At 52.2% G+C, this 25234-nt stretch carries 12 protein-coding genes; 7 read left to right on the top strand and 5 right to left on the bottom strand.

What is annotated here, in order from left to right; all coding sequences use genetic code 11:
• Positions 1-3 precede the first annotated feature (3 nt).
• On the bottom strand, positions 4-1272 hold the full coding sequence (locus tag NATSA_RS05705; protein WP_210511043.1) for a hypothetical protein: 1269 nt from the start codon (positions 1270-1272) through the stop codon (positions 4-6).
• 353 nt (positions 1273-1625) lie between these two features.
• Between NATSA_RS05705 and NATSA_RS05700 the strand changes: the two genes are divergently transcribed.
• The 3 genes from NATSA_RS05700 (at position 1626) to NATSA_RS05690 (ending at position 7915) form a co-directional block, all read left to right on the top strand.
• On the top strand, positions 1626-4835 hold the full coding sequence (locus tag NATSA_RS05700; protein ID WP_210511042.1) for a SusC/RagA family TonB-linked outer membrane protein: 3210 nt from the start codon (positions 1626-1628) through the stop codon (positions 4833-4835).
• Between the two features lie 51 nt (positions 4836-4886).
• On the top strand, positions 4887-6437 hold the full coding sequence (locus NATSA_RS05695) for a SusD/RagB family nutrient-binding outer membrane lipoprotein (protein WP_210511041.1): 1551 nt from the start codon (positions 4887-4889) through the stop codon (positions 6435-6437).
• Between the two features lie 128 nt (positions 6438-6565).
• Positions 6566-7915, top strand: a complete 1350-nt coding sequence (locus tag NATSA_RS05690; protein ID WP_210511040.1) for a T9SS type A sorting domain-containing protein — start codon at positions 6566-6568, stop codon at positions 7913-7915.
• 188 nt (positions 7916-8103) lie between these two features.
• Here the strand turns inward: NATSA_RS05690 and NATSA_RS05685 are convergent, their stop codons facing one another.
• The 4 genes from NATSA_RS05685 to NATSA_RS05670 all read right to left on the bottom strand — a co-directional run bounded on the left by NATSA_RS05685 (position 8104) and on the right by NATSA_RS05670 (position 15412).
• Positions 8104-9927 (bottom strand): sodium:solute symporter family transporter, encoded by a 1824-nt coding sequence (locus tag NATSA_RS05685; RefSeq protein WP_210511039.1) that lies wholly within the window; start codon positions 9925-9927, stop codon positions 8104-8106.
• Between the two features lie 73 nt (positions 9928-10000).
• Complete coding sequence (locus tag NATSA_RS05680; RefSeq protein ID WP_210511038.1) at positions 10001-11914, bottom strand: family 10 glycosylhydrolase; 1914 nt, start codon at positions 11912-11914, stop codon at positions 10001-10003.
• 188 nt (positions 11915-12102) lie between these two features.
• A complete protein-coding gene (locus NATSA_RS05675) occupies positions 12103-13728 on the bottom strand; it encodes a glycoside hydrolase family 10-like protein (protein WP_210511037.1) in 1626 nt (541 codons plus the stop codon).
• 244 nt (positions 13729-13972) lie between these two features.
• Positions 13973-15412, bottom strand: a complete 1440-nt coding sequence (locus NATSA_RS05670; protein WP_210511036.1) for a DUF5009 domain-containing protein — start codon at positions 15410-15412, stop codon at positions 13973-13975.
• Positions 15413-15673: 261 nt separating this feature from the next.
• Between NATSA_RS05670 and NATSA_RS05665 the strand changes: the two genes are divergently transcribed.
• The 4 genes from NATSA_RS05665 (at position 15674) to NATSA_RS05650 (ending at position 25202) form a co-directional block, all read left to right on the top strand.
• The gene (locus NATSA_RS05665) at positions 15674-16978 is read left to right on the top strand and encodes an HAD family hydrolase (protein ID WP_210511035.1); all 1305 of its coding nucleotides are present in this window, start codon (positions 15674-15676) and stop codon (positions 16976-16978) included.
• A 39-nt stretch (positions 16979-17017) separates the two neighbouring features.
• Positions 17018-19873, top strand: coding sequence for an alpha-mannosidase (locus tag NATSA_RS05660; RefSeq protein WP_210511034.1), 2856 nt, complete (start codon positions 17018-17020; stop codon positions 19871-19873).
• A 497-nt stretch (positions 19874-20370) separates the two neighbouring features.
• Positions 20371-23583: a SusC/RagA family TonB-linked outer membrane protein gene (locus NATSA_RS05655; protein WP_210511033.1), complete on the top strand. Its 3213-nt coding sequence runs from the start codon at positions 20371-20373 to the stop codon at positions 23581-23583.
• Positions 23584-23618: 35 nt separating this feature from the next.
• Entirely contained in the window at positions 23619-25202 is a 1584-nt protein-coding gene (locus NATSA_RS05650) for a SusD/RagB family nutrient-binding outer membrane lipoprotein (protein WP_210511032.1), read from the top strand.
• Positions 25203-25234: the final 32 nt, after the last annotated feature.

Genomic DNA, 25234 nt, shown 5'->3' with positions numbered 1-25234 from the left:
GTTTTATTCACGTTCAAATGGCACAAAAACAATGGGGGTCGGCAGGCAGGATGCACCCGGCGGAGAGTAAATAATATTGATGGTATCGGTTTCCCCTTCATCGAGCGGACGGTAGGCCTGAAGCAGGACATATTCCCCTTTGGTATTAAAGAAGGTTTCTTCCTCCGGAATTTGCACCACGCCGCGCGGATCGGCCCCGGCATCCACAAACACGGCGCCGGACTGGTTCATACAGGGATTGTCTTCATCATCCGGTCCGACGGCATAGCGGTTGCCCATCAAGACCGCGATTCCGCGGTTGTCACTGCTTTTTCGTTCTATCGACAGGTGATAGAACACTCCGTAATTGCCCCGGTTTTCATATTCATCCCCGGCGATGCTGTCCCATCCTTTGACCCAGGGATCATCATTGCCGTCAGCAACAACCAGTTTCTGGACGCCATCGCCACTGTCCAGGATAAATTCATCATCATTTATGATGTCGAAATCGGCTTCCTCAAACAGCCCGCGGCCGGCACCACTGCTTGAATGTCCGGGAAGGCGCCTGGGCAGCAGCTCCAGTTCATCAACAGCTTCCCCGCTGTCATCTCCTTCACGGCGCATCAGAACACTCACCTCACCCGGCTGGTCAATTTCAAACTCATAAAATCCGTGGACCAGCTGCGGGTAGGATGATGTCTGTGAATCCATTTCCTCATCAATGACCCTGCGTTCACCCGGTTCTATGGTAAAGGATGAGGGGACATCCCCGTTGAGATACCTGCTGTTGAAAAAGTCGGCCAGTCCCGTTTTCCCGATATGAAGGTAGTTTCCGGAAATTTCGGGAAAAGCATAGGCCTTGAACTCTACGTTCATTGTCTCCGATCCCGTATTCTCCAGCACGGATGTAATTACGCCCGAGCCTTCTCCCTGTCCGATCACATGATAGACATACAGGCGATTCGGACCGGGTTCCAGCGACTCCTGCATGGCGATGCCTGCGCCGGTTCTGAAATATTCCGGCATGTCGGAAAAGGCAAGCGCGGCTCCCTCTCTGGGTATACGCTGGTATGGGATACGCGGCAGTTCTCCGAGTTCGAAATCATTTAATGTCAGCAGGTCACCGGACGAGGCACCCATGAATCGGGGTCCCGGCGGCTGCAGCGGGGGAGCATCATCGTCAGGATCATCATCAGATGAAGTAACATCACAAGCAAATGGCAATGCGCACATCATCAAAACCAGCATCGTGATCAGAAAGGGTTTTCTGTGTTTGCAGGATAAGGCATTCATGGCAAAAAAATTTTGAGAGGAATTTTGTCCCTGGTTAATGGCAAATCAAATGAATTCCAATGGCCAATATATGAAATCAGACAAATTATGTCTGACAAAGTTTTTCCCGTCCCCCACTCTTTCACCCGAAAAGGTCTGACCGCAAAAAATGTAAAACAACAGAACACAGATACAAAAATTGTAGACATTTTCATTAATAAACATTAAAATATGTAAGCGGTTCCGCGGGTCACAAACCGCGTTTATTTACAAGGGACACCATATCCTGTCATAGGCCGCAATATGCATCTGTATGCGATTTAACAATTTTTCACCAAGTCTTTGCAATTTTTACCATATCCAACCATCTCACTATGAAAAAACGCACGTACTCAGCCGGTTTAATCCTCTGTCTTATTCTGGCCTGGACATCAGTTGCTGAAGCACAAACCCGTACTATTACCGGTACCGTTTATGACGCTGAAGATGAATCGCGGCTGCCGGGTGTCAACATCGTTGTGGAGGGAACGACAATTGGCACCACAAGTGATACAGACGGAAATTACGAACTTGAAGTACCGGAAGACGCCGGGCGGCTTGTCTTTTCATTCATCGGCTTCGAGACAAGAAATGTCAGAATCGCTGACCGAACCACCATCAACGTGCGGCTCAGTCCGGTGGTGTTTGAAGGTGATGATGTGGTGGTCACGGCAATGGGCATGACACGCCAGGAGAAATCTATCGGATATACCGTTCAGCAGATCGATTCCGAAGATTTTCTCCGAACACATGACATGAACCCCATGACATCACTTCAGGGCCGGGTTGCCAATGTTGACATTACCGGACTCGGCACCGGAGCTGACGGATCCGCAAGGATTATCATCCGGGGACACCGGTCATTGCGGCCGGGCGATGCCAACCAGCCGCTGATCATCGTTGACGGTATGCCTATCGACAACTCAGGCGGAATGAGTGCCGGACAATGGGGCGGGTTTGATTACGGCACCGGACTGAACCAGATCAACCCCAATGATATAGAATCCATCAACATTCTTCAGGGTCCCAATGCCGCGGCACTATACGGATCCAGGGCGGCCAACGGCGCGGTAATCATTACTACCAAAAGCGGCCGAGGCGTTGACGGCATCGGGGTTGAATACACATCCAACGTGACCTTTGAAAGACCTGCAATCACTCCGGATTTTCAAAACGAGTTCGGCCGCGGCTCCGGCGGCACATTCAATGACTACAATGCCGACGAGGACTTCTATATCATCGACAACACCGAAGAGAACAGCTGGGGTCCCCGGATGTCTGACAATATCATGGTCCGTAACTGGACGGGGGAAGTCCGCCCGTACTCGGCACAGTCAGATCACGTGCAGGATTTTTTCCGCACAGGAGTTACCAGCAACCAGACCATTACCATGACCGGCGGAGGGACCGATCACGGATACCGGTTATCCTATACCAATATGACCAATCAGGGGATCTATCCCGACAGTGAAGTCATCAGAAACAGCATCTCTCTCCGGGCCCACAAGCAATTTTCCGACAGGCTGCGTGCCGAAGGCCGGTTCAGCTATGTCAACCAGGACGGGTTCAACCGCCCGCCGCAGGCTCGCGACCCTGACAACCCGGTCAAGGCGCTTGTCCGGATGCCGCGCAGTGAGCGTCTGGAAGATCTTGAGAACTTCAGGACAGCCGATGGCCTTGCAAGAACATGGGATGGCGCCTGGCTCCGTGATGAGGGGCAGCGCTCGACAAGAAACATGAACCCATACTGGGCCTATAATCTGAATATCAATGATGATGAGCGGGACCGTGCATACGGTTTTGCCCAGTTTGACTACAATGTTACCGACTGGATGAGTGTGATGGTGCGCGGCGGGCTTGACTTTTTTGAGGAAACGCGGCAGCACCGGAGAGCAACGAACACACCTTACGAAGACCAGCCCTCTTTCACCATTCGTACGCGTACGGTTGAGGAGTTTAATGTCACCGGTATTGTCACAGTAGACCGTGCACTTGCAGACGACTGGACTCTGGAAATGAACGTTGGGGGGAACTACAGGAACCTTGATGTTCAGGAAGTCGGTCATCGCGGAATCGGACTGAATATTCCGGAGTTTTACAGTGTCAGCAATGCCGAGACCGTTGCCAACATCTTCGGCATCAGCCGGCAGAGGGAAAATTCGGTTTTCGGGTCAGCACAAATCGGATTTCGCAATTATGCATTTCTGGAGGCAACGAATCGGGTAGACTGGGTATCCACCCTTCCGGTTGACAACCTGCCTTTTATTTACCCTTCCTTGTCGGCTACCCTTGTCTGGAGTGAGGCTTTCGGGCTGGAGTCGGAAACCTTCACATTTGGCCGGCTGCGGCTTTCCGCGGCAGAGGTTGGCGCCGGCGGTCCGGCTTATCTCACCAACTTTGTTTATACGGTGAATCCCGGACATTTTGGTCAGCCGTTTGCACAGGGGCCGGGAACACTTCCCGCCATTGATTTAAAGCCGGAGATTGCCCGGTCGTATGAAATCGGACTCGATCTCAGGTTTTTCGAAGGCCGCCTTTCCATGGATATGAGTGCCTATACCGAGACAACCCGCAATCAGATTCTGAGTGTTGCGGTGACAAAAGCATCCGGACACAATGCCGCGACAGTAAATGCCGGTGAAATCCAGAATCGTGGATTTGAAGCCGTTGTCAGCGGTATCCCTTTAGACTCCCGCACCGGCTGGCGCTGGGATTCCAGAATCACCTTTGGTGTAAACCGCAACGAGATCCGGGAATTGCATGAGGATGTGACCAATTACTTTCTGGGCAGCATTGACGGAGCCATTGTCCGGGCTTCTGTCGGTGATCCATTTGGTGATATTGTCGGTACCCGATACAAACGAAATGAAGACGGGCGCCGGATTATTGACAACAACGGGATTCCGGTAGTTGATGACGGTGATCATGTCCTTGGCAATTTCAATCCGGACTGGACCGGCGGGTTCAGCAACAATTTGCGCTACCGAAATTTCGGTCTCAGCACCCTGATCGACATTTCTTATGGCGGGGAGGTTTATTCACTGACCAATGCCCTGATGGCACAACGCGGAAACTCGAAAATCACGCTTGAAGGCCGGAGCGAGTGGTATGCGTATCAGGCCGAGCTTGACGGCAATCCTGATGCCGAACCACGGGGTTTCGTTGCTGACGGAGTCATTGAAACTACTGATGCCGACGGCAACACCGTATGGGTTGAAAACGACATTGCTGTAAACCCACAGACCTACTGGAGTAACGTCGGAGGCTATTCGCCGGTTACCGAAGAGTTCATATATGATGCCACTTATGTCCGGTTCCGGGAGCTTGCTGTTTCCTATTTCATGCCACCGCATATTGTTGAGCGGCTGCCCATTGTTGCTCTGGAAGTTTCTGCCATCGCACGGAACCTGTTCTACATTTACAAAGACACACCCGGTTTCAGTCCTGCCCAGGGAAGCTTCAATATCGGAAACGCTCAGGGAATCGAGGCTTTCGGATTTCCGGAAACCCGCAGCGTCGGCTTTAATATTAATGTCCGTATTTAAAGCCCGGGGCAGCAAACACCACCATTTTCCTAAACACGTCGATCAATCATTATGAAATACAAAGTTATCACCGGCATACTTCTTCTCTTTCTGATGAGCGGGGCCTGCACCGATCAGTTCGAGGAGATCAATACCAGTCCCACAACAGTTACCGAAGTACCCCCGGACATGCTTTTCACCCGGGGGCTAGTTTATGGCGCCCTTCGTTACGATGTCTATCAGAGGGGGAAAGATCTGCACGGGAACCGGTATTCCCAGTACTTTGCCAACACCCAGACCGGTTGGGGAACGGACCGCTATGAAACGCGTCAGGACTGGCTGACCTCTTTCTGGGCGGCATCCTACTCCAATTTCGGTATCAATATTGCCGAAGCGATCCGGTTTACCGAAGATGATCCGGAGCTGGCGAATCTGAATGCGCAGGCGCGTATCTGGCGGGCATTCACCATGCACCGACTTACCGATTTTTTTGGTGATGTACCGTTTTCAGAAGCCCTGAGGGGGAATCTGCGGCCAAAATACGATTCCCAGGAAGAAATTTACCGCTCGCTTCTTGAGGATCTGCGCGATGCGGTGGATCAGCTTGATGAAGGACTGGAATACCGCACCGGAAACGCCGATGTCCTCTTCCACGATGACCTGGACAAGTGGCGGCGGTTCGGAAACTCCCTGCGGTTGCGGCTGGCCATGAGAACTGCCTATGCCGATCCGGGCCTTGCTCAGGAACATGTCAATGAAGTTCTTTCCGAAGGTCTGATCATGACAAGCAACAATGACAATGCCATGCTTGAAATGGACCCGGGAGGCGGCACAGGTGATCTTGTCCATGAAAACCCCATGTACTGGATATTCAGTTTTGACGAATACCGTGTCAGTGAGCACATGATAGACCGGCTTACCGAACATGATGATCCCAGGCTGCGCATTTTTGCCCGCCCGAATGTCCGCAGACAGTATGCCGGCCTGCCCAACGGTCTTTCCGACAGTCAGCTGGGTGACCATCCCGACCGCAACTATTCAACTCAGGGTGCTGTTTTCGTGCAGCAGGACACCCCCATCCCGTTCATTACTTACGCCGAGGTCAAGTTTCTTGAGGCCGAAGCCGCTCTTCGCGGATGGGGCACCGGCAGCCCGGCGTCTCATTACGAAGAGGGAATACGGGCACATATGGAGCACCTGAACCGGCTCATAGATCATGTTGAACGCGATCTCGATGATGACAAGATCACCCAGGATGAAATCGATGACTATATCAGTCAGCCGGGAGTGGCATATAATTCCGGTGGCAGCTTCAACGAGCAGCTTGAGCAGATCATGACCCAGAAATGGCTGGCTCTTTACGGACAGGGACTGGAAGCATGGGCAGAGATGCGCCGGACCGGTTATCCCGAGCCCTATCCGATCATGGCTCCGGGTGGCGGAGAAACTGACGGACAGTTGCCCCGCAGGGTACGCTACCCAAGTGAAGAGCAGGGTCTGAATCCTGATCAGCTGAGAGAAGCGATAGAACGTCAGGGCGGCGATCCGTCTGACTTCCGCATGCATCCGACACGCCGCATGTGGTGGGATGCCAATCCCGATATCACCGTAGATGAAATGTAATATCGATTGCGGCAGGCAGCCAGCGAGGCTGCCTGCTTTCCACATTATCACCAAATCGACCATCCGGCTCCCTTCAGGATCAGATGGCCGGAAACGAAACCTTACAAAAATACCAAACCGGAGACCCTATGAAACATCTTACTACCACTTTTAAACGCACAGGCATCAGCCTTGCACTTGTCCTGGGTTTAACATTATCTGCATCCGCACAAACCGTTGCTGATGATTTTGAACTCATCGATCCCGTCTGGAGTATCATGCCTGCGGATGTTGAGTTTCTTTATGACTTCAACGAGGACGGTGACCCTGCTTATGTCAATCAGGGCGGGACCTACAACAAAGGGACAAGCAATATTCTGATCCCGACTGTAATCGACGGCGATCCCCAGGTAGCCATTATTGACTCAGAAGACGGCTCCTTCATTGATTATCTGCCCATGACCGAAGAAGTTGGAGGCGGCGATGTAACTCTGGAGCTTATTGAAGTGACCACGACCCGGGACGGCCGTATTTTCGGAATTAACCAGGTCATGGAAGCTGCCATCCGTATTTATATGTGGGAAGACGAATCGTCGGATCCGGTCGTCGTTTACAACGAGGCAAGGAACATGCCCAATGCAGGTCAGTTTGGTCAGTGGGGACAGGGGTTCGGCGTCATCGGTGAAGGTGAAAACCTCACGGCCCTCGTGTCCGGCTTTCAAAACCCCAACATTCTGGTGATGGAATGGAATGACGGCCAGTTTGAGTTCAAGGACAAGTTTGACATGGGCAGCTTCGGCTTCGGCAATGGTTTCGGGGAAATACCCGGCAGCAGCAATACCGTTTGGACCAACGGTGCCGGAATTGAGGCCAGCATCGTCAATATCGAAACCGGGGAGGTTGTTGCCAGTGTCGATGAAGGGATAATCAACCGGGATCACTATGACATAGACTATATCGAGACCGACATGGGCAGCTTTATCATTGCCGGCCCCCGTTACCCGGATACTCCCTTCTCCGTGGTTGATGTCTCCGATGTGGACGATCCGTTTCTTCGCCACCTTGTGATCTTTCCGGCTGAGCAGGCTGTAGAGAATGTGCAGCTTACCGGATTTGTACACTTCACACGAAGCGGTAATGCCGTTGTCATGTCGTCGAATAATCCGCTGATGTATTTCGAGCTCGGCATCGGGGCAATGGAAACTTCCGCCGAACAAGCGGTGCGGGATCTGCCGGCCGGCATAACGCTTCAGCAAAACTATCCCAATCCGTTCAACCCAACCACTTCCATTACCTACACGCTTGATCGTGCTGCAGATGTAGCAGTTAACGTGTATTCGATTACGGGGCAGAAAGTTGCTTCCATCAGTGCTGGCATGCAGAATGCGGGTTCGCACAGCCTGGAATTTGATGCATCTCACCTGTCAAGCGGCACTTACATATACCAGCTTCAGGCCGGCAACCAGACACTGACACGCACCATGATGCTGATCAAGTAATGTCCGCTGTTGATGAATAAACAGTAATCCGAGCCGTCGTTCCCCGGGCAGCGAGTCTGGAGGGAATCCGGCTGAGAGTTCATAAAAAAGCCATCCTGAATATGCGGGATGGCTTTTTTTGTGCCTTGAACCTTTGAACAAATAAATTGGCGCCGGTAAATTAGCACCGGTAATTCAGTACCTGGAATTTACTTCAGAGGAGCTTTGCTGACAGGAACCGGCTCTTCCTCACGTCCCCGGTCTATGGTTGACAGGTGACGGAACCATGCGAAATAGAGTCCGACAGAAAGCACCAGCAGTACGGCAGTAAGTGCAAAAAAGTTACCCCACTGCTGTGTCATGAAGGACATGGGGGTAAGGAACAGAATGATCTGCCAGGGTACGGCAATGAATGTGGCAAGGATATCGCGCCTGTTCTCCGCATTGATCTTCTGAATGTCCTGCGAGCGGAAGCAGCTGCGGACCGGGCCCCAGAATCCGAAGGGCCGGGTGATTTTGTAGAATTTGGTCAACACGGTGCTCTCGGTTGGTGTGGTCAGCAGGGTCACCGTAATGGAAATCACAAACGTCCCGCCGGCAATAAATATGAACGACATATACTCCGGTATTTCAGGGGCAACCAGTCGCTGTCCTATGGCAAGAATCATCCCGGCAAGTGTGCCGAAAGCAAATCCGTAACCGTTAAACCGCCACCAGTACCAGCGAATGATCTGGGGGACAATCAGTCCGGCCCCCAGTCCCATGGTAATCCAGGCCCAAATGTCATTGAGGTTGCGGAAAAAGAAGGTCATCAGCAGTCCGACCAGGATCAATACCGCCGATGATACGCGGCTTTGAATGACGAGCTGCCTCTCGGAAGCCCTCCTGTTAAGGAAGCGATGATAGATATCTTTCACCCAGTAGGCGGCGCCGGCATTGACCACGGAGTCGAACGTCGACATGGCGGCTGCAACCAGTCCGGCAACAAGCAAACCTGTGATGACAACAGGCAGTTCATTCATAATCACGATCGGGAGCACCTCTTCCGGATTGGCAATCACGCTTCCGCCAAGCCCGATGTTAATCCCGAGCATGGCAATAGCTACCACAAAAGGCCAGCGGAATGCCATCAGTCCGATCCAGAAAAGACTCAGCAGACCTGCTTCCCTGTCACTTTTTGCAGCAAAGTAACGCTGAATCTGATATCCGCCGGTGCCCCCGCTTCCTTCAATAGTGCTTTTGAAAAGATAGAACAAAATGGCAATGCCAAACAGGTTGTAGCGGGCATATTCACCGGGCAGGTCCATGGTCCAGCTTGGAATAATCTGTCCCCAGTCTGACAAGCTTGTTTCTATGGACTTGAATGTGCCGTCAAGCATGGGTACCGACACCAGAAACTCCTCCGGCAGATCGAACTGAACGAATGCCAGAATACAGACATAGATAATCGTAAAAAAGATCAGGAACCCCTGGAATACGTCCGTGTAGATAACCCCGTACAAACCACTGGCAACGGTATAGATAGAAGCGACGAATATCATCATGACCGATGCCAGCCGCGGGTCAATATCCAGAATACTTCCCAGGAAGATTCCGGCGCCCTGGGCAAAATAGGTGATGGTCGCGATAGCAAAAGCGATATTGGCAATTGCCGAGAGCAGCCTTGCGAGATTGCCCTGAGGGCCGCTTCCAAACCGGAGCTTCATCCATTCGGCAACGGTCATCACCTGCGCGCGGCGGTTCCACTTTCCCATGAATATCATGAGAAATGCCATGATGAGGACCACACCCCCGCGAATCTCGATAAACAATCCCTGGATTCCAATGGCATAGATAAACGCTACAATAATCAGCGTCCCGGAGACATCAAGGTTGGAAGCCATGCCGGATGACCCGAGCATCCACCAGGACATTTTTCTGTTGCCCAGGAAATAACTGTCCGCACTGGCACCGGCCTTCCGTTTGGCAATCAGTCCGATGGCGACCAGCGCCACCATATATAAGGCTATAACAATAAGATCAATGGTATGCACAACACATCCTGTTTAACAATGTGAACAATAACTGGCTGCTGAAAAAAGTGTACAGCACTGCATTTTCTCAAACTTATTTTACAAATGACATGGATCGGCTGAGCACACCATGTTCTGTCTGAAGACGGTAAATATACACGCCCGAGGAGAGATCGGTGGCATCGAATGTGACCTGGTGGCCGCCACGGCCATGATGCTCGGAATCGATGAGCGTAGTAACCTTCCGCCCGAGCATGTCATACACCTCAAGCGTGACAATGCCGCTTTCGGGCAATTCAAAGCGAATTTCGGTGGATGGATTGAACGGATTCGGGTAGTTCTGCTCAAGGCTCACCTGTTGCGGCACTTCCTGCTGCCGGTCATCGGGTTCACCTGCGACATCCCGGGATATTTCGACATCCGGTGAGCGCTTTCGGTCCAGAATGATCATAACGGCATCTCCGTATACCGGTTTTTCTCCGGAAGAAGCCGAGGCTTCCAGAAGGGCAACCTGCTGTTCCCCCTCTTGCAGATACACCTCTCCGACGGGTGTCCAGCCGCGTTTTTGAATATTCTCGCTGCTCTGATCCAGAACAACGGCAGTGGTATCTCCGGATGCGTCAACCGCTGCATAGCGCACCTCACTGTTGCCGTCCACCTCATAGGGAATGTAGGTATATACCCTGTAGTGCGCTTCGGCCGGGACATCCACGAAATACTCAATTGTCGATTCGAAACCGGCTTCGGCCTTAAGTGATCCCATCACCGAACCTTCGGCCAGCTCATCCGCTTCCCACTCACCCTGAACGACGTGCAGCGGGTTATCCTGGTGGGACACGATGCCGGGAACGCGGCGGAATGTTCCGTTTCTCGTCGGAAGCGTCGCCATTTCCTGATAATGTACCGCCGCGATACTGTCCAGTGCATGGTTATTGCGGGCACGCAGGGTTTCATAAAAGAAATACACCTCCCCTTTTATTCCAAACTCACGGTTGTAGGAGACTTTGTCGATAAGGACATCGGGAGGATTCAGATTGCCGCCCACGCCGGATACGATGCCCGGTGAAATTTTGTGCTTGTATTTCTGTGGAACATGGCCGGTTTCCGAGTCCGGTGTACTCCCAACCATCTGTCTGATCAGTGACTGGTACTGACCGAGTTCGTACCGGTAGGCCTGGGGATGCACAATATCCACCTGTCCTGCCTCAATCCAAGCCGGCCAGTCCTGAAGATAGTTGTCACGGGACCATGGGAAGATACTCGGTGACATCGATACGGTAAGATGCTGATCATAATCTTTTACCATATCATAAATTTGTCCGCCGAACTCCGTCAGAATATCGGCGCGCCACTGAATAAAATCCGGATCGTCCATATCCTCAGGCGGATCTTCGCCGTCGTGCTCATCCTGGTAACGCTGCACGGTATAGTCGCTGTAGCCCGCGTTATGCGGCAGGGCCGGCAGCCGGTCATCACCCTGAATCCCGTCGATATCATAATTTTCCATGACCTCTCTGATGAGATCAAGCATGAAATTCTGGACTTCCGGTTTGAACCCGTTCATCCACAAAAAGCCGTTACGGATGGCAATGCCTCCATCAATATTCCGGGCTGCCCATTCGGGTTTTCTTTGGAAAATGTGATTGGTGCCGCCATGGGAACCGGCGAAACCGTATTCAAACCACGGGATGACTTCCATGCCCACTCTGTGTGCTTCGGTCATTATTTCACGAAGCGGATCGCGTCCGGCCCTGCGGAACTCCCCGACCTGCGGAAATCCGAATGTGGTATCCATGACTTCGCTGTGATGAAGGGTAAATCCGCGATTCCAGACGACGGGAAATACCACATTGATTCCGTTTTCCGCCAGGTAGTCCATTGCATCTTCAAGCTTTCGCCGCTCGCGCATGACGTCGGAATCCACATTGGTGATCCAGACACCGCGGACTTCTTCCGGCAGGTCTCCGGCTGTCTGCCCGGGCGCTGCGTTCTGAGCGAAGGTGTTCAAAGGAAACAGGCTGAGGCTCGCCGTTATGAAAACTGCGGTCAACAGTGTTGGTAAAAAGCGAATCCGCATATCAAAAAAGAGTTATGAGGTGATGTTTGTGAGATGATATATGATGATTTCCTGTCCGGGCCGGTTTGCAGTCATGTTCGGGAATTGCGTTTCGGCGGAGTCCCGCCAATATCTGTCTGTCAGCGAATGGCATGATGGTGATTACGCTGAAACATGAGGCCGTCAAACCAGACTGTTCCGGCAGAATTTTCTGATTGTTTGACTGTCATATGAAAGCGTTCACCCTGTGCAAAATACCGGGTGTCCAGAATATGCCAGCCGCCCTGTGTCAAACCGGAGGTGTCGAGCGTATATTCAAATTGTTCTTCGGGCAACTCAAGGACATAGGTTACCTTCTCTTCCGGCATATTATCAAAAGGAACATGCACCATGATGTCATAGTGTCCTTCATCGGAGACAAACAGCCGCAGACGGTTCGATGCGTCAGCATTATCTGAAACCATCAGCCTGTTGCCCCATGCTCCGGGGTGTTCGGACACCTGCCATGTTCCGGTGTTTGTCGTATCGGCATAGTCATGAGGCAAACGGTAGGACGGTTTCCTGCGCTCAGAATCGCGATGCGGCAGAAACGCCGGTTTTCGGTAGTGATGGGCATAAATACTGTCGCCCAGGTTGTCGTTTTCTTCAAACAAACCCTCATAAAAGAAGTAGACTTCACCGTTGAGACCGAGCTCATGATGACGGTCCAGGGCCTGCCTTACATATTCAGGCCCGTTATAATTGTCACCTACCTTGATCAGAACGCCGGGAGCATGAAAAATTTCATGGTCGCGTTCGCTTTCAGGATCACGCTCTTCGAGTGCTTCCAGGAAGTAATTGTGCTGTACCTCAAGTTCGTCCAGATAAGCCTCAATGTCATATCGGTATATCTGCGGATGGAGCAAATCAACCGTTCCGCGCCGCACCCACTCGGTCCAGTCCTGCAGGTATTCGTCCTTTGACCAGTCATAGATGCTTGGCGAGAGTGAGACACTGAGTTCGGGATCGTACGACTTCACCATCTCGTACATTTGCTCGCCGAAATCACTGAGCCGGTCTGCCTTCCATTGAAGGAACGGCTCCTCGCGCGGATCGAGCGGAGGCTCTTCGCCAAATTCCTCCTTGTACAATTCCCTTGTATAATCGGAATAGCCTCCCTCAGCAGGAAGAGCGGGCAGCCGGTCGTCACCCTGGATTCCGTCAACGTCGTACATTTCAATTACCTCGGCAATGAGTGCAAGAATAAACTCCTGCACCTCATAGTGGAAGGCATTCATCCACTCAAAATTGTTTTTCGACAGCAATACGCCCGAACTGTCTTTGGCAGCCCAATGGGGATACGATTCAAGGATATGTCCCCCGCCTTCGTCGTGCGAACTGGCAAATCCGTATTCAAACCATGGCATGACTTCCATCCCGTGCTTTCTGGCTTCAACGATGATGTCTTTGAGCGGGTCACGTTCAGGGTCGGTGAAACGAGGGTCAATTCTGTAATCCTCTCCGAAATATTCGACCATAACCTCACTGGGATAAAGGGTGTATCCGGCATTCCAAACCACCGGAAAAACAATATTAAACCCTCTTTCCGACAGATACTCCATGGCTTCGGCAGTTGACTGCCGGTCAAACATCACATCGGAGTCCACATTGGTGATCCAGACGCCGCGCAGCTCCATTCTGTCATCGGGTGTTTCAATTTCAGAGCAGGCTGCAAGACTGCCAAATGCGATTGCTGCTGCAACTAACCATAGTAACGTTTGATTCATGTGTTAAAAATGTTATGATCCAAGATTTTTACTGTGTGCAGGAAGTGCCGGACGGTTCCTGATCACTTCCATATCATCATTTGGTACGCAGTAAACAGAGTGCTGTATTACATATCAAGAACCTTGCCAACATTCTGTGTGAATGAAACCTGTCCCTGAGGTTGTGATACCGGAATGCATGAATAAATTTTAAAATACGTTAACCGGAGCTTGTTTTCAAAGTTTTTGGAATGAAAAAAGCGCTTTATGACCTCCAGAACACCCGTTTTCGGGTCAGCCAGCTCACGATAACCGCCAGCAGAACGGTATAGGCAACCGCACGAAGCACGCCCAGCCAGGGGTCATGTTCGGTGGCCGAAACCAGGAATTCGTGAATGCCGGTCAGAGTAAGTACCGGCAGGACAAAGTTCTGCATTCCGGCATAGGCAATCATCGGATTCTGACCGTTCTGAACAAGCAGCGAAAACAGGCGGGTGCCGCGAAACACATCAATCCAGATCATCAGAGAGACCATAACCCAGATCGCTATACCTGTTGTTACGAAAAAATAGCTGAAGGTCGCATGGTCTTTGCGGATCCCCCCTTCAAAGGATTCCAGCAACAAGCCAAGCATCAGCCAGAATGCGCCCCAGACAAGCAGGCTGCGAAACAGAGAATCATTTTCATTTTGCTGTTTCCATACGAGCATCAGACCGCCGGCCAGGATAAGTGCGGATACAACCACCGTCGGGAACACGTAACGGCCGAGCAAGCCGGCAAGCAGAACTACCATCAGTACAATTCCGCTCACTGACAGTATCCAGTACCGGAAATTGTTCCGTAAGCCATCGGTTTGCGAAGGTTCCGGCAGGCCGTGTTTCATCGAATATACCAGCCGGTCGCCCACCATGGTACCCGGAATGAGTATGAAGAGATATTTCAGGTAGTCAAACTGAAACAACCATGGCACCGGCGATGAATCCCACAAAGCGGCAATCCATCCCGATTCTTCTGCGGACAGCATGCAGGCTGCCAGCAGCACAAGCACCCCGAGACGCAGGTCCTGTCGTTTGGGCGTGGCAAGCCAGATGAGGGAGGTGAATACCGCCATGTTAGTCAGAACGATCAGAATGATATCGCTGCGGTGCAGGGAAAAACCCGATCCGTCGGGATATCTCAGGACAGCAAGCAGGGCTATAGCCCCTGCAAAACCGGCCAGGCGGATTCCCCATTGCACCTTCGGCGACCAGGTTTTGGGCAGCCGGGTATAGATGGGAAACAGCAGCGCACCCCCTGCGAGCGCAGCCCACCAAACCCATGGATCCGGATCAGACGGTTCCAGCACAAAAGGCCGGACGTGATGAAGATAAATGGCAAAAAAACCGAGCAAAAACCCGCGCTCCGCTACTTTTTTCAGCATGTTCAGATACTGTCCGCCTGCCTCCATCCGCTTTGTGAAAGCAAGCGGAATCGCAACACCCATACTGAAAAGAAAAAAGGGGAAAACCAGATCCACCCAGGTGATTCCGCGCACTTCGGGGTCAAACCCGTGATCAGGCGGCGGAAGCTGGGCATGGTACATCCAGGCGGGCAGCTCGCCGAAAGGAATAATGCCGGACAGCACCATCGTAAGGATGGCAAGTCCCCTCAGCGCATCAAGGCCGAGTGCGCGTCCGCCCGAAGCCTGTCCGGTTTTTTGTGTCATATATATCCCTTCACTGTCCCGGTCACTTTCCTGATACTTCCGGAACATGTTACATCTTAGCCGGCTTTTTTCCAAAACCGTAGTGACCGTTTTTTGCTGGTATTCTCCGATTCTTACGGCAGGGACGCATTATGTTCGATTTCAGCACGCGAGGTGAATCCTTTGGGTTAATTTTGTAACTTTGCCTCTCCCAAAACCGGACAACCGGAACCGGATTATTTATAGGGTCAATATCGATTATTTCAGGGTCAGACCAGTACTATGCCAATTAAAATTATTTCCCGCAATCAGGCGGCTGATATGATGGTCAGCCGCGGCGATCAGTTCGTGCGTATTCCGAACCCGTCCTACGTGTATCCCCCCTACGAAATTTGTCCTATAGCACCCGCACTGAAGGAGTTTAACACGACTCCGCTGGCTGCCGTGATGGATATGGACGGTACCACGACCACCACAGAGACACTGTGTATCCATGCGCTTGAACATGCTGTGAGAAAAGCGATGGGATCCGGCGGACCGGACTGGCAGGGACTGGATCCGGACCGTGACTATCCTCACGTCATCGGCAACAGCACTACGAAACATGTGGAATATCTGGCTGACACGTACGGAAGTGCCTTTGAGCCTGAGGCCATCGGCAGCGCTTTCCTGGATGCGGCCCGCTGGACCCTCGGCAACAGCCGCGATGAGCAGCGCAGGCAGCAGGTCCGGGTTAACGCACAGCAATTCGGAGCTTCTGATATTGTTGCAGACCACGGGGACGCCGGCGGGAAAACCAACCGACCCTTTTCCATAACCGGCCGGGAGCACCAGGTTCAGGCATGCATTGACATATATTATCAGCGGTATCACGAAATTCTGGCTGCAATCGAACGTAATGACAGGACATTTCTGGATGAAATTCCGGGCGTTGATCCTGATCGCCCGCTTATTGAACCAATGCCGGGCGTTGCCGTTACGCTGTCGCTGCTGAAGGGCGACCTTGGTGAAGATGCCGGCAAGCTAGCCGGAGTAGCGGACCCTGATAACAAATTCGGAGAACCCGGAAAGAGCGCTCAAATCCTTGCCGGACTGGGCCGTTTTTTTGCAGAACATCCCGTAAAGCTTGCCCTGGTGACCTCTTCCATCCGCTACGAAGCTGAAGTCGTCATGAAAGAAGTGTTTCATGTAATCCGCGATGAAATCGAAACATGGCCTGTCTCTGAAGCAGTTAAGGCCCGGTTGCGAAAACGTTTTGATGAACCTGCTTTATGCTATGATGCATTCGTAACGGCAAGTGATTCGAGCGAAATCCGCCTGAAACCGTTCAGGGACCTGTACTCCATCGCCCTGCAGCAGACCGGCGTGCAGCCAGAAGATTTTGACAGTGTCATAGGTTTTGAAGACAGTCAGAGCGGCACCGTTGCCATTCGGGCTGCCGGAATCGGGCGCTGCATTGCCGTTCCCTTCAGCGAAACAAGCGGACACTCCTTCGATGCCGCCAGTTTTGTTGCTGAAGGCGGCCTTCCGGAGGTTCTGCTTGCACATTCATTTTTTGTTTCCGGCCTGATGCGCAACCATATTTAGACAATTCAGGCAATCACACACCATAAAATCCATTTTTCTATGTCAGACCGCGTATTTCACGTCATTTCCAATACGCACTGGGACCGCGAATGGCGGTTTCCCTACCAGCGCAACCGCCAGATGCTTGTCGAGATGCTCGATGAAGTGCTCGACATCCTGGAATCAGAACCCGATTACCGTGCTTATCATCTGGACAGCCAGTCCATTATGGTCACGGACTATCTGGAAGCCCGTCCGCACAAAAAGGAACTCCTGACAGAAATGGTGCGCAGCAAGCGGCTGCTGATCGGACCCTGGTACACCCTGCCCGATGAGTACATGGTCGGAGGTGAAAACCTGGTGCGCAACCTGCTGCGCGGGCATGAGGTATGTGAACAGTTCGGCGGCGTCTCAAAAATCGGCTACTCCCCGTTTTCATGGGGACAAATTTCCCAGCTTCCTCAACTGTACCGTGAGTTCGGCATTGACTTGATTATGTTCTATCGCGGGATCAATTCAATCGACAGCCCTAAGGCCGAATTCATTTGGGAAGGCGCCGACGGAACCCGCGCACTCTCTTCCCGCTTTTCCACCTGGCCCCGATACAATTTTTACTTCTACATTTACCGGCCTGTCGTTCACGGTGAACAGCCGGCCGATATTGAGTACCGGTGGAGCAACGGCGGACGTCCGTTCCACTTTGCCGACAAAGAGCAGTCCGGCGAAGACTACTTCATGACCCGCTACAAAGATGGATACACCCCTGAAAATATCCGGGAATCGGTCGAAAAGATTATCCGGGATCAGGCGGATGATTTTACCACACGCCATGTCATCTGGATGGAGGGACATGATTCAAGCGGTCCGAACGCCAAAACCGTGCAGCTGCTGCGCGACATCCGCAAGGAGTTTCCGGACCTTGATATCCGCCACAGCACACTGGAAGAGTACGCAAAGCATCTCGCGGAAGAGATCGATCACGACAACCTGTCGCTGGTAAAAGGCGAGCGGCGCAGCGCCCAGTACGATCACCGGAGTGCCAATCTGTACGGGTATGCCCTTTCAGCCAGAATGTACCTGAAGCAGGCCAACTTCAATGCCGAGCGCTGGATTCAACACTATGCCGAACCGCTGAACTGTTTCATGGGCATGGCCGGACTCGATATCAACGACCGCTATCCGGAAATGGCCTGGGATTTGCTGATCCAGAATTCTGCGCATGATTCCATTGGCGGATGCAGTCTTGATCCCATCCATGAGGATATGATGTACCGGTTCCGCCATTCCGAAGAGATCTCGCGTGGCATGTATGACCGGGCGGCAAAACATCTTGCCGGCAGCATTGACCTTTCGGACGAAGATCCTGACAGTATTCATATTGTTGCCGTAAACACCACCCAATACGGACGATCCGAGGTAGTTGAAGCTGTAATTGATGTACCGCAGGAGTTTGATAAGGGCGGAATCAAGCTTCAGGACAGGTCCGGCAACACGCTTCCTTTTCAGCTTATTGAACGAAGCGAGGTGCAGCCGATCCTGGAACAGCCTGTCAACCGTCCGATGTACTTCAGCATGGTTCGCTATCGGGTGCACATGCTGACACCGGATATCCCGGCTATGGGATTTGATTCCGTCAAGGTGCTTCCGGTCAGCAATAACGTATCAGAAAACAAACAAAATGACCTTCACGAAAGTGAAAACAGTGCTGCCGGTGCTGCCGGAGAGGATACAACCGCCGGTGCTGCGATAGCATCCGGAAAAGGCTCTGAGTGGAAGCTTGAAAATGATCATCTCAGCGTGAAAATCAACCGTGACGGAACCCTTGATGTGACCGACAAGAGCCGGAACAAGACGTATCGCAACCAGGCCTGGTTCTATGATGAGGGCGAGGCCGGACATGCGTGGGTTCATGAAGCCATCGGTCCTTTTACCGACACGAAAGGAACGACGCCGGAGATCTCACTGACCGAAAACGGTCCGCTGAAGGCAAGTGTGCTGATCCGTCATGTCATGTCACTGCCGGCGGATCTTCAGGCAAGAAAATCCGGAAGCAGTGAGCGGGTCGATATGCCGGTAACACTCGAAGTTTCACTCAGCCACGGCCAAAAGTGGCCGGAGCTTTCCGTCGAAGTTGACAATACTGCCGAAAGTCACCGGCTGCGGATCATGTTTCCGCTGGGGCTGAACGCCGGATACTCATGGGGTGAAGGTCAGTTTGATGTTGTGAAGCGTGAAACCCGGCGCATTGACAGCCATGACTGGGTGGAACAGCCGATGTATGACTATCCCATGCACCATTTTGTTGATGTCGCCAATGATTCGGAAGGCACCGCCGTCCTGGTTGACGGACTCAAGGAGTACGAAGTACGTGATGATGAGGATCAGACGCTGGCCGTTACACTGATGCGTTCATTTGAATACCGCATACCTGTGGCATCCGAAGTTGACTATTCCGGGATGAAGGGAACCCAGTGCTTCGGAAAGCAGCAATACCGGCTGGCCTTTTACCCTCATGATGGAAACTGGGAGAGCGGCGGTGTATTTGAGCAGGCATTCCGGTTCAATTATGCCCTGCGGATGTTCGAAACCGGTCCGGCCGGGGGGGACATTGCGCCCGGAACCTCATTCCTCAATATCAGTCCGTCCGTACTCACTTTCAGTTCCATCAAGAAAGCCCAGGGCTCGTATGCCGGTGAAAACGGAACGAAAGGACCGGAGGGACAATTTGTGCTTCGTTTGTATAACCCGTCAGACCGTCCTGTTTCCGGAGAGATTACCTCGTGGTTCCCTGTCAAAAAAGCGACACAGCTTACCCTGGAAGAAAAACCGGCCGGAGAGTTATCCGTTCGTGAAGGCCGTAAAATCAGTATTGATGCGGCTTCCCGCCAGATTGTAACGATCCTGCTGGAATACTGACACTGCCGCGGTATACGGGTAAAACCGGGTTTGCCTTATCATATGCATCAGCTGTTCAGCAGTGCTGCGGCTTCAGGCACATGATACCGGGGAGCGGACTGCATCCAAACCACACGAATAACATAATTTAACTTATGTTAATATGTAATAATTTTTATACGACGCATACGTGTATAGCACCAACTATTATTTTACAAACAAAAAATAATATTAAACAACGTATTTAACATACGCGGACGTTTCATTTTTGTTGATTTTCTGTTTATTTAACAACAACAAAAAAGCGGTTTCATATTAGTTGCTGATAGTACATACCAGTCATGATAATATTTGACAATTGCCATTGCCAATTGCCATTTCAGATGACAAGATACTAATAATAAACCGCGCAGTATCAGGGACCTGTACCGGAAAACGGTTGAATGTAAACCGTGATATCCCTGATATCATTTATTAAAAAACAGGACCGTAATTAACATTAACTCCCCGTTTAAAATATGAGTTCACGCATACTGAAAGCCGGCGTCATGTGCTGTCTGCTGGTTACATTCTCAGTCAGCATCAAAGCCCAGACAACCACAATTACAGGGACCGTTTATGACGCCGATGATGAGTCCCGGCTTCCCGGAGTCAACATCGTTGTTGATGAAACTACCATTGGCACCACCTCTGACGAAGACGGTAACTACCAGATTGAAGTCCCGGAAGACGGGGAATATCTGGTATTCTCTTTTGTCGGTTACGAAGAGCGAAGTGTTGCAATTGATGACCGAACCTCCATCGATGTCCGGCTGAGTCCTGTCGTCTTCGAAGGTGATGATGTCGTTGTCACTGCGATGGGAATGACACGCGATGAAAAATCCATCGGTCATACCATACAGGAAATTGATGCAGACGACTTCATCCGAAGCCATGACATGAATGCCATGACATCTCTTCAGGGCCGTGTTGCCAATGTCGATATTTCCGGGCTGGGAACCGGCGCTGATGGCTCTGCAAGAGTTATCATTCGCGGACACCGCTCACTGCGGCCCGGTGATGCCAATCAGCCGCTTTTCATTGTAGACGGCATGCCCATCGACAACTCCGGCGGCATGAGCGCCGGTGAGTGGGGCGGATTCGACTACGGAACCGGTCTGAACCAGATCAACCCTCACGATATCAAATCAATCAATATTCTCCAGGGACCCAACGCAGCCGCGCTTTACGGGTCCAGAGCCGCCAACGGTGCCGTCATCATCACCACCAAGGACGGTTCAGGTGTCGACGGGATCGGCGTGGAATACACATCCAATGTTACCATTGAACAGCCGGCAATTACACCCGAATTCCAGAACGAATACGGCCGCGGTTCCGGAGGCACTTTCAGCGATTACAATCCCGATGAAGATTATTATATCATCGACAACAGCGAGGAAAACAGCTGGGGTCCGCGCATGTCATCCGATATTATGATCCGGGACTGGACGGATGAGGTGCGGCCCTACACCGGCCAGGATGATCCGGTCACTGACTTTTTCCGGACCGGGGTCACCAGCAATCAGTCCCTGACACTCACCGGCGGCGGAACCGACCACGCATACCGCCTTTCTTACACCAACATGTCCAACCAGGGTATTTATCCTGACAGTGACGTAACCCGCCACAGCGTTTCGCTGCGTGCTCACAAGCAATTCTCGGACAGGCTGCGGGCCGAGGGACGATTCAACTACGTCAAACAGGACGGCTTCAACCGGCCCCCGCAGGCACGTGATCCCGACAACCCTGTAAAGGCACTGGTCCGCATGCCGCGGAGCGAGCTGCTCTCCGACATGGAAAATTTCCAGACAGCTGACGGGTTTACCCGGACCTGGGACGGCGCCTGGCTGCGCGACGAGGATCAGCGCTCAACCCGCAACATGAACCCCTACTGGGCTTACAACCTCAATATCAACGAAGATGAAAGAGACCGTGCTTACGGATTTGCCCAGATTGATTATGACATCAATGACTGGATCAGTGTCATGGGCCGGGCAGGACTTGACTACTTTGAAGAAACCAGGGAGCACCGCCGGGCCACCAACACGCCGTACGAAGACCGGCCGAACTTTACCCAGCGCTCCCGGACCGTCGAGGAGTTCAATATGACCGGTATACTTACCATTGACAGGCCGCTGGCCGAAGAGTGGCATCTGGACATGAATTTCGGAGCCAACTACCGGAATTATGACATGAGAGAGTTCGGGCACAGTGCGGCCGGACTTGCCATACCCGGCTTTTATGATGTCAGCAATGCCGAACGGGTTACAAACATCCACGCTGTCGGCCGTGAGCGTGAGAACTCCATTTTCGGATCGGCACAGCTGGGTTTTCGGAACTATGCCTTTCTGGAAGTCACCAACCGCATTGACTGGGTATCCACCCTCCCGACAGAAAACCTGCCGTTCATGTATCCTTCCATTTCCGGAACGCTTGTCTGGAGTGAGGCTTTCGGGCTGGAGTCGGAAACGTTCAACTTCGGCCGCATCAGACTCTCGTTTGCTGATGTCGGAGCCGGAGGTAATCCGTATATGACCAATTTCGTATACAACGTCAATCCGGGACATTTCGATCAGCCGTTTGCCGACGGGCCCGGCACACTGCCTGCGGTAGACCTGAAGCCGGAAATCGCCCGGTCCTATGAAGCCGGACTTGACTTGCGCTTCTTCAACAACCGCCTGACGCTGGATATGACGGCCTATACGGAAACCACGCGGAATCAGATTCTGAACATCCCGGTTTCAAAAGCATCCGGACACACGTCCGCGACGGTGAATGCCGGTGAGATCCGCAACCGCGGATTTGAAGCTGTCGCAGGCATAACGCCTCTGGAGTCCAGGACCGGATGGCGCTGGGACTCCCGCTTTACCTTCGGACTCAACCGCAACCAGATCATCGAACTGCATGAGGATGTAGAAAACTATTTCCTCGGCAGCATAGACGGAGCCGTCGTACGTGCGTCCGTAGGGGAACCTTTCGGCGATATTGTCGGAACGCGGTACAAGCGCAATGATGACGGGCGAAGAATTATTGACAGTGATGGTATGCCGGTGGAAGATGACGGCGATCATGTGCTTGGAAACTTCAATCCGGACTGGACCGGTGGCATTTCCAATGACATCAGGTACCGCAACTTCGGGCTGAGCACACTGATCGACATTTCCTACGGAGGTGAGGTATACTCGCTCATGAACGCATTCATGGCCCAGCGGGGCAATTCAAAAGTCACGCTTGAAGGGCGCCGGGAGTGGTATGCCTATCAGGCGGAACTGGAGGAGGGCGTTGCAGATGCCGAACCCCGCGGGTTTGTCGCTGAAGGCGTTGTAGAAACTACCGATGCGGACGGAAATACAGAGTGGGTCGAGAATGACAAGCCGGTTGACCCGCAATCCTACTGGAGCAATGTCGGCGGATACTCCCCAATTACCGAGGAGTTTGTTTACGATGCTACTTATGTACGGATGCGTGAAATATCCTTTTCCTACTTCATGCCTCCTCATTTACTTGAACAACTGCCCATTATCGCACTTGAAGTATCGGTGATTGGCCGGAACCTGTTCTATTTCCACAAAAACACCCCCGGCTTCAGTCCGGCACAGGGCAGTTTCAACATTGGAAATGCCCAGGGAATAGAGGCATTCGGGTTTCCCGAAACACGCAGCGTCGGATTTAACATCAACGTACGCATATAACAAACCCGGAAAACCGTCATCCGATTACCGTTTCCATGAAAAATTTTAAATCAAGCAGAATAACCACGATGAGAACCCTGACAATTACCGGAATCCTGTTGATGCTTTTTGTTGTCATTGCATGCACGGACAATTTTGAGGAGATAAACACGGATCCGACCAGTGTTACCGATGTGCCGCCGGAAATGCTGTTTACCCGCGGCCTTGTTTACGGTGCGTTGCGCTACGATGTTTATCAACGCGCCAAGGATCTGTACGGCAACCGTTACTCCCAGTATTTCGCCAATTCACAGACCGGCTGGGGAACGGACCGGTATGAAACCAACCAGGACTGGCTCACCAGACTATGGACGTCTTCGTATTCAGATTTTGGAATAAATATCGCCGAGGCCATCCAGAAAACCGATGATGATCCTGACCTTGCCAACCTGAATGCCCAGGCGCGCATCTGGCATGCCTTCACCATGCACAGAGTTACCGACTTTTTCGGTGATATTCCTTACTCCGAGGCCTTCCAGGAGGACCTTCGCCCGGCATATGATTCCCAGGAAGATATCTATAATCATATGCTGGAGGACCTCAGGGATGCCGTGGACCAGCTTGATGAAGGGCTTGAGTACCGTACTGGGGATGCTGATGTTCTTTTCCACGATGATCTGGATCAATGGAGGCGTTTCGGCAACTCACTGCGTCTCAGGCTTGCCATGAGAGTTGCCTATGCCGATCAGGATCTGGCACAGGAGCATGTAAGCGATGTCCTGAACACCGGGCTGATCATATCCGGCAACGATCAGAATGCATACCTTGAAACCGATCCGGGAGGCGGCACCGGTGACCTGGTTCATGAAAACCCGATGTACTGGGTTTACAGTTTTGACGAGTACCGTGTCAGTGAAAAAATGATCGACCGGCTGACCGGGTATGATGATCCGAGACTGGAAATTTACGCACGGCCCAATGTGCGCAGGCAGTTTGCGGGATTGCCCAACGGCCTTTCCGACAGCCAGCTGGGAGATCATCCCGACCGGAATTATTCAACCCAGGGCGCCCTTTTTGTCCAGCAGGACACTCCCATACCCTTCATCACCTATGCCGAGGTCAAGTTTCTTGAAGCGGAGGCTGCCTTGCGGGGTTGGGGACCCGGGAATGCCGCCGATCACTATGAAGAAGGGATCAGGGCAAACATGGAGCACCTGAACTGGCTGATCGATTATGTCGAGCGGGATCTCGAAGATGACAAAATCGCTCAGGACGAAATCGACGATTATGTCGGTCAATCCGGTGTTGCGTATGAGTCCGGCGCCTCTTTTGAAGAGCAGCTTGAGCAAATCATGACTCAGAAATGGCTTGCCATATACGGACAAGGCCTGGAAGCCTGGGCAGAGATGCGCCGCACAGGATTTCCGGAGCCCTATGAGATAGCGGCTCCCGGCGGCGGCGAAACTGACGGACAGCTGCCTCGCCGTGTGCGCTACCCCTCGGAAGAAGAAGGCCTCAATCCCGATAATCTCAGAGAAGCCATTGAGCGTCAGGATGGTGACCCGGGTGATTTCCGGATGCATCCAACCCGCAGGATGTGGTGGGACGCCAATCCCGACATTCACGTAGACGAAATGTAGATCAAACCATTAACCGAAAACCAAAAGGAGAA

This window comes from Natronogracilivirga saccharolytica, from assembly GCF_017921895.1.
In the GTDB taxonomy this organism is placed as follows: domain Bacteria; phylum Bacteroidota; class Rhodothermia; order Balneolales; family Natronogracilivirgulaceae; genus Natronogracilivirga; species Natronogracilivirga saccharolytica.
Note: the sequence above shows the minus strand (reverse complement) of the source record. Positions and strands in the feature narration are given on the sequence as shown.